The organism is Deltaproteobacteria bacterium GWA2_45_12 (assembly GCA_001797365.1).
Lineage (GTDB): Bacteria > UBA10199 > UBA10199 > UBA10199 > UBA10199 > UBA10199.
In genome coordinates this window covers 1-5,330 of the sequence record MGPH01000026.1, presented here as the reverse complement: position 1 = coordinate 5,330, position 5,330 = coordinate 1, and the positions used below count along the sequence as shown (strand labels likewise).

The 5,330-nt window shown below is 44.7% G+C and carries 7 protein-coding genes and 2 tRNA genes; 8 read left to right on the top strand and 1 reads right to left on the bottom strand.

The window, feature by feature from the left end:
- Nucleotides 1-46 precede the first annotated feature (46 nt).
- The 7 genes from A2048_10450 (at nucleotide 47) to A2048_10420 (ending at nucleotide 3,222) form a co-directional block, all read left to right on the top strand.
- Complete coding sequence (locus A2048_10450) at nucleotides 47-247, top strand: hypothetical protein (GenBank protein OGP09544.1); 201 nt, start codon at nucleotides 47-49, stop codon at nucleotides 245-247.
- Nucleotides 248-256: 9 nt separating this feature from the next.
- On the top strand, nucleotides 257-1,315 hold the full coding sequence (locus A2048_10445; GenBank protein OGP09543.1) for an arsenical-resistance protein: 1,059 nt from the start codon (nucleotides 257-259) through the stop codon (nucleotides 1,313-1,315).
- Nucleotides 1,312-1,716 carry an arsenate reductase gene (locus A2048_10440; GenBank protein ID OGP09542.1) on the top strand — a complete coding sequence of 135 codons (405 nt, stop codon included), beginning with the start codon at nucleotides 1,312-1,314 and terminating at the stop codon, nucleotides 1,714-1,716. The genes A2048_10445 and A2048_10440 overlap by 4 nt, the downstream gene beginning before the upstream one ends.
- Nucleotides 1,717-1,902: 186 nt before the next feature.
- Nucleotides 1,903-1,978: transfer RNA gene (locus A2048_10435), tRNA-Lys, on the top strand.
- Nucleotides 1,979-2,087: 109 nt separating this feature from the next.
- A tRNA-Glu gene (locus tag A2048_10430) sits at nucleotides 2,088-2,163 on the top strand.
- A 67-nt stretch (nucleotides 2,164-2,230) separates the two neighbouring features.
- Nucleotides 2,231-2,590, top strand: a complete 360-nt coding sequence (locus tag A2048_10425; GenBank protein OGP09541.1) for a hypothetical protein — start codon at nucleotides 2,231-2,233, stop codon at nucleotides 2,588-2,590.
- 131 nt (nucleotides 2,591-2,721) lie between these two features.
- Nucleotides 2,722-3,222, top strand: coding sequence for a hypothetical protein (locus A2048_10420; GenBank protein OGP09540.1), 501 nt, complete (start codon nucleotides 2,722-2,724; stop codon nucleotides 3,220-3,222).
- 158 nt (nucleotides 3,223-3,380) lie between these two features.
- On the opposite strand, the gene A2048_10415 is transcribed toward A2048_10420, so the two are convergent.
- Entirely contained in the window at nucleotides 3,381-3,575 is a 195-nt protein-coding gene (locus A2048_10415) for a hypothetical protein (protein ID OGP09539.1), read from the bottom strand.
- Nucleotides 3,576-3,903: 328 nt separating this feature from the next.
- Between A2048_10415 and A2048_10410 the strand changes: the two genes are divergently transcribed.
- Complete coding sequence (locus A2048_10410) at nucleotides 3,904-5,229, top strand: hypothetical protein (protein ID OGP09538.1); 1,326 nt, start codon at nucleotides 3,904-3,906, stop codon at nucleotides 5,227-5,229.
- The last annotated feature ends 101 nt before the right edge of the window (nucleotides 5,230-5,330 follow it).

The following is a 5,330-nucleotide window of genomic DNA, read 5'->3' as shown; positions in this document are numbered from 1 at the left end:
TGTCGCCCTAAGCGGACCATTTGTTCCGCGCCTCAGAAAATCACCCATGGCAGGGGCATTTTTAAATGGTGTTAACCTTGCTTCGCTGGCCTTAATGGCCGTGGTCAGTTGGCAATTGGGAAAAACTGCTCTTATTGATTGGCCCACAGTGATGATGGCCATTGGTAGTTTTGTGCTTTTACTTTTATTCCGTTTGAACTCGGCCTGGCTCGTATTGGGGGGTGGCCTTTTGGGATTTTTAATATAAGGAGACCTGATGAAAAAACTCCAATTTCTCGATCGTTTTTTGACTTTGTGGATATTTATGGCCATGGCTGTGGGCGTTGGCGTGGGTTATCTTTATCCCGGTTTTTCAAACATCTTAAACCGGCTGCAACATGGCAATACATCCATTCCGATTGCCGTTGGCCTGATTCTCATGATGTACCCGCCGTTTACCAAGGTCAAATACGAGGAGTTGGGTCTGGTTTTCAAAAACTACCGGGTTCTCGTTCTATCATTGATACAGAATTGGGTTCTCGGCCCCATTCTCATGTTCGCGTTGGCCGTTCTCTTTCTTTCAGACAAACCGGAATACATGACGGGGCTTATTCTGATCGGCCTGGCCCGATGCATTGCCATGGTGGTTGTCTGGAACGATCTGGCGGAAGGAAACACCGAATACTGCGCCGGACTCGTTGCCTTCAATTCCATCTTTCAGGTACTGTTCTTTTCAGCCTATGCCTATGCGTTCTTGATGGTATTTCCCTCATGGTTGGGACTTAAGGGTGTTCAAATTCATATCACCATGGGCGAGATCGCAAAAAGTGTCTTCATCTATTTGGGCATTCCTTTTCTTGCCGGAATGCTGACCCGCTTCATTCTGATGAAAATCAAGGGAGCAGAATGGTATGCACGGGAATTTATTCCCCGCATCAGCCCACTGACCTTAATTGCGCTTCTTTTCACCATCGTGATCATGTTCTCGCTTAAGGGTGAATACATCGTGCAGTTACCAGGGGATGTTTTTCGGATTGCCATTCCTCTGCTGTTTTATTTTGTGATCATGTTCGTGTTTTCTTTTTTGATGAGCAAGAAAATGGGCGCCAATTATAGCGAATCTTCTACACTATCATTTACGGCAGCCTCCAACAATTTTGAACTCGCCATTGCCGTGGCCATTGCCACATTTGGATTAAACCACGGAGCCGCCTTTGCTGCCGTCATTGGCCCCCTGGTGGAAGTACCGGTGATGATTGCACTGGTGAACGTATCTTTTTATTTCAGAAAGCGTTTTTTCAAACAAAATAACGTTCTGATCGGGAACTGCCGATGAATAAAAAAAATATTTTATTTCTGTGTGTTGCAAATTCCTCCCGCAGCCAAATGGCTGAAGGATTGGCCAGGCATTTTTTTGGAGACCGAGCGAAGTTCTTGAGCGCCGGCTCCCAGCCTTCAAAGGTCAATCCGTTGGCCATTCAAGTTATGAAAGAAGTCGGCATCGATATTTCTGCTCACCAATCCAAGTCCGTTGACAAAATTAATCCCAAAGATATCGATTTGGTTATCACCCTATGCGCCGAAGAAGTTTGCCCCGTCTTTCTGGGAAAAGCCAAACATCTACACTGGCCCTTTCCCGATCCTGCCAGCGTTTCAGGTTCAGAAGAGGAACATCTCGAAGCTTTTAGAAAAACTCGCGATCTTATTTTAGATAAAATGAAATCCTATTTCCGATGATAGATTTGGATGTTCTTTTTCATAGGCGTCATGGTTTAAGCCTTCTTATTCGACTATCACACAACATAAGGATTTGTTTGACTTGGGGATTTGTGTTTGCTAGCTTGCGCCACTTTTAATTGGGGGGCTTTAGGTAGCTCCTCAAGTATAAAAAGCATCGAAACAAGGTTTATTGCAGGTTTTTTTGGGGCGCTAGCTCAGCTGGTAGAGCACATCCCTTTTAAGGATGGTGTCCCGGGTTCGACCCCCGGGCGCCTCACAATCCGCCTCTGGCGGATTCCTCTATTTTCTCATGCCATTTTCTATTTTCTTAGTTTTGGAAAATAGCACTGGATAATGGAAAATGGAGGGAATTTTGCTTCGCAAAATTCGTCCCCATCGTCTAGAGGCCCAGGACACCTCCCTTTCACGGAAGTAACCGGGGTTCGAATCCCCGTGGGGACGCAACACAAAAAAGCCTAACTATTTAAATTAGTTAGGCTTTTAATTGGAATTCATTCTAATAACTCCAATTATGGAAATCGATCAGAAAAAATATTTTCTCACCACACTTAGCCTCAAGTTACAGCACAAAATTTTAGAAAAAGAAGACGTCGCGTTTATCTTCAGCGTTTCGCCTAAAACAATTGAGCGCATGATGGCAGACGGATCCATTCCGTTTCATTATGTCGGGAACAAACCGAGATTCCATCTTGATGAGATTGTGGCGGCTTTCCGAAAAGATTGTTTGGGTTTTTATCAGAGGCAATTCCGGGAGAAACAAAAGACCCAGGAAAGATTGAATGCCTCCTTACCGAGCAAAATCAAAAGTTCCGGGCCAAAAACTCTCGCAGAAATTCGAGCCGAATCAGGACGTGCCTATCTGGATGAATAACTTCTGTACAACCCTTCCCACTTTCTCGCACCACTGGTGCGAGTTTTTCATTCAAAAGGGGCCTTTTTATTCAATGAACTAAATGAATTTTATAAATTGTCTCTCCTCGAAAAATAAACTACAAACTTCGGATGAACTCGCCGCCTCTGAATAAAAATAATTACGCCTTCATCGACAGCCAGAATTTGAATTTGGCCATCCGTGACCAAGGGTGGGCTTTGGATTACGGTCGGTTCCGCCAGTATTTGAAGGACAAATACAAAGTGGCCAAGGCTTTTCTGTTCATCGGATTCATCCCGCAGAATCAAGCCCTCTATACTTCTCTTCAAAAAGCCGGGTATATCCTTGTCTTCAAGCCGACGCTTTCCCTGCCGGACGGAAAGGTGAAGGGCAATGTGGACGCGGAGCTTGTCCTTCACGCCATGATTGAATATCCGAATTACGACCAAGCCCTCATCGTCACGGGCGACGGGGATTTCTACTGCCTCGTGGATTATCTTTTGAAGAATAAAAAACTGCTGAAACTCATGATCCCCAATAGGAAGAGTTATTCCTCCCTGTTCAGGAAGCTAATGACGGACATTGTCTTTATGAATGAATTAAAAGAGAAACTGGAGCACAAAAAAGGGTAAAAAAAAGAGGCATTACCTCAGGGACGGAACCCTTTGGATAGCCTCAGATCGTGATTCGCCCTCATTATCTCAAATGATTCATCTTCGTCAATAAGACTTTTCCACAAGACTTTTCCGCAGTGCTGCGAAAATTTGGGAGTCGCTGACTCCCGAATGTGTTATTTGGACGGCCGTCCTTTCGGTTTTACTTTGACCCATTTGATCAAATCCGTTTCCAAGATGACGAATTCTTTAGCGAATTGACGAACTGGAATAGCTCCCATGTACCGTCGGACGGTTTTGACTGACACCCCGAGAAATAGGGCTATTTCTTTTTGTCCTGAAAGAACTCTATTGCTGACATTGTTTTCCATATTAACCTCCAATCAATCCGGCCCCCCTACGCATTGCGTTAATGTAAAGAACCCTTCCTGATCAGAGGAATCCTAGGGTGGGCGTGGCTTGAAGGTTATCTCTCGAATCACTTGCAACCCCCTGACTTGATTATTGGAACAAAGATTTTAACTGGTGTTCGTATGGGTTCGTAGGTAGGGTTCGACCAATGCATTGTTGGGAACGCATAAAAAGACTATCTATATCAAATAGTTAGGCTTTTTTATTGTCCGTCCAAGATAAAACTTAAACTAATAGCCCATGATTACATCTTGAAAAAGATAAAATTGCCCTGTATTATGTCTTTATATGTATAGAAATGCATTGGAATATATCTCAAAATGGTACCGGAAAGAGAGCCGGAAGCCACTTATCATTAGAGGTGCCCGCCAGGTGGGTAAGTCTTATTTAGTGAAGGAATTCGCTAAACGAGAATCTCTCTCGCTTCTGGAAATCAATTTTGAAAAAACACCTGAGGTCGCAGATCTTTTTGACAAAGGGTCCATCCAAAAAACATGTGAGTTTCTTGAGCTGCAGTACAAAACCCGTATCGAGCCGAAAAAAACTCTTCTTTTTTTGGACGAGATTCAAACAGCTCCCCAGGTGATTCCCGTTCTCAGATATTTTTATGAAGAAAGACCCGACCTTTGCATCATCACAGCCGGCTCGCTTCTGGAATTTGTTCTTCAAGATCATTCTTTTTCCATGCCGGTCGGGCGTTTGGAATACCTGCATCTTGGCCCGATGACCTTTGAAGAATTTCTCGATGCGAACGGGGAAGCGGACCTGAAGAAATTTATCGGGAAGTTTCAGCTGAAAGACCCGATTCCTCTCCCGCTGCATCAACGCCTGATGGATCAAATACGGATTTATTGCGTGACGGGCGGGATGCCGGAGACGATAAGCACCTTTTTGAAAGATTCCTGGGAGGGATGCGAATCAGTAAAAAAAAACATCCTCTCCACCTATGAAGATGATTTTTCAAAATACAGAAAACGCATTCCCGATGGTAGGCTCAGGAAAGTTTTTCAAAAGATGCCCCGCCTGATCGGAGAAAAACTTAAATACGTCAATATCGATCCTCTGGAACGTGCCAAAGACTTGAACGCGGCCCTTGACCTTCTTTGCATGGCTCGCGTGGGGCACCGGGTCTATCATAGCTCTTCCAATGAAGTTCCTCTTGGAGCCGAGATCAACGAAAAATTTTTCAAACTTATTTTTTTGGATGTGGGTTTGGCAAGCTCCGTCTGCGGTCTCAATCGGTTGGACTTTGAAAAAGAAGAAGATCTCAATCTCGTCAATGCGGGAAAGCTCGCGGAACAGTTGGTTGGTCAGCATCTACTCTACGATCTTCCTCCTTACCAACCCCCAGAACTTTACTACTGGGCTCGCGAAAAGAAAAATGCCTCTGCAGAAGTCGACTATGTCGTCTCCAAAGGACCACAAGTGATCCCTATTGAAGTCAAATCCGGGAAAAGCGGTTCTCTCAGATCCCTCCATCTCTTTCTCAAGGAAAAGAAACTTCCTCTGGGAATCCGCTTTAACTCAGAACCCCCGAGCGTTTTAAAAGAAAAAGATTTCACGCTCATTTCACTGCCGTTTTATTTCATGGGACAATGGAGACGTCTCGTTTAAGTTTTTCATCCTCACCTCCCCTTATTTGGAAATTTCTCGACCATTGTTCATGAGTGGGGCCCCACGGGCTTACGCCCGTGGCACCAAAGACACCGGATTCA

Bases quoted from the DNA above. Each gene is read 5' to 3' on its own strand.
- A2048_10450 (OGP09544.1), top strand. From the start codon at position 47: ATGGCAGGGGCATTTTTAAATGGTGTTAACCTTGCTTCGCTGGCCTTA.
- A2048_10445 (OGP09543.1), top strand. From the start codon at position 257: ATGAAAAAACTCCAATTTCTCGATCGTTTTTTGACTTTGTGGATATTT.
- A2048_10440 (OGP09542.1), top strand. From the start codon at position 1,312: ATGAATAAAAAAAATATTTTATTTCTGTGTGTTGCAAATTCCTCCCGC.
- A2048_10425 (OGP09541.1), top strand. From the start codon at position 2,231: ATGGAAATCGATCAGAAAAAATATTTTCTCACCACACTTAGCCTCAAG.
- A2048_10420 (OGP09540.1), top strand. From the start codon at position 2,722: ATGAACTCGCCGCCTCTGAATAAAAATAATTACGCCTTCATCGACAGC.
- A2048_10415 (OGP09539.1), bottom strand. From the start codon at position 3,575: ATGGAAAACAATGTCAGCAATAGAGTTCTTTCAGGACAAAAAGAAATA.
- A2048_10410 (OGP09538.1), top strand. From the start codon at position 3,904: ATGTATAGAAATGCATTGGAATATATCTCAAAATGGTACCGGAAAGAG.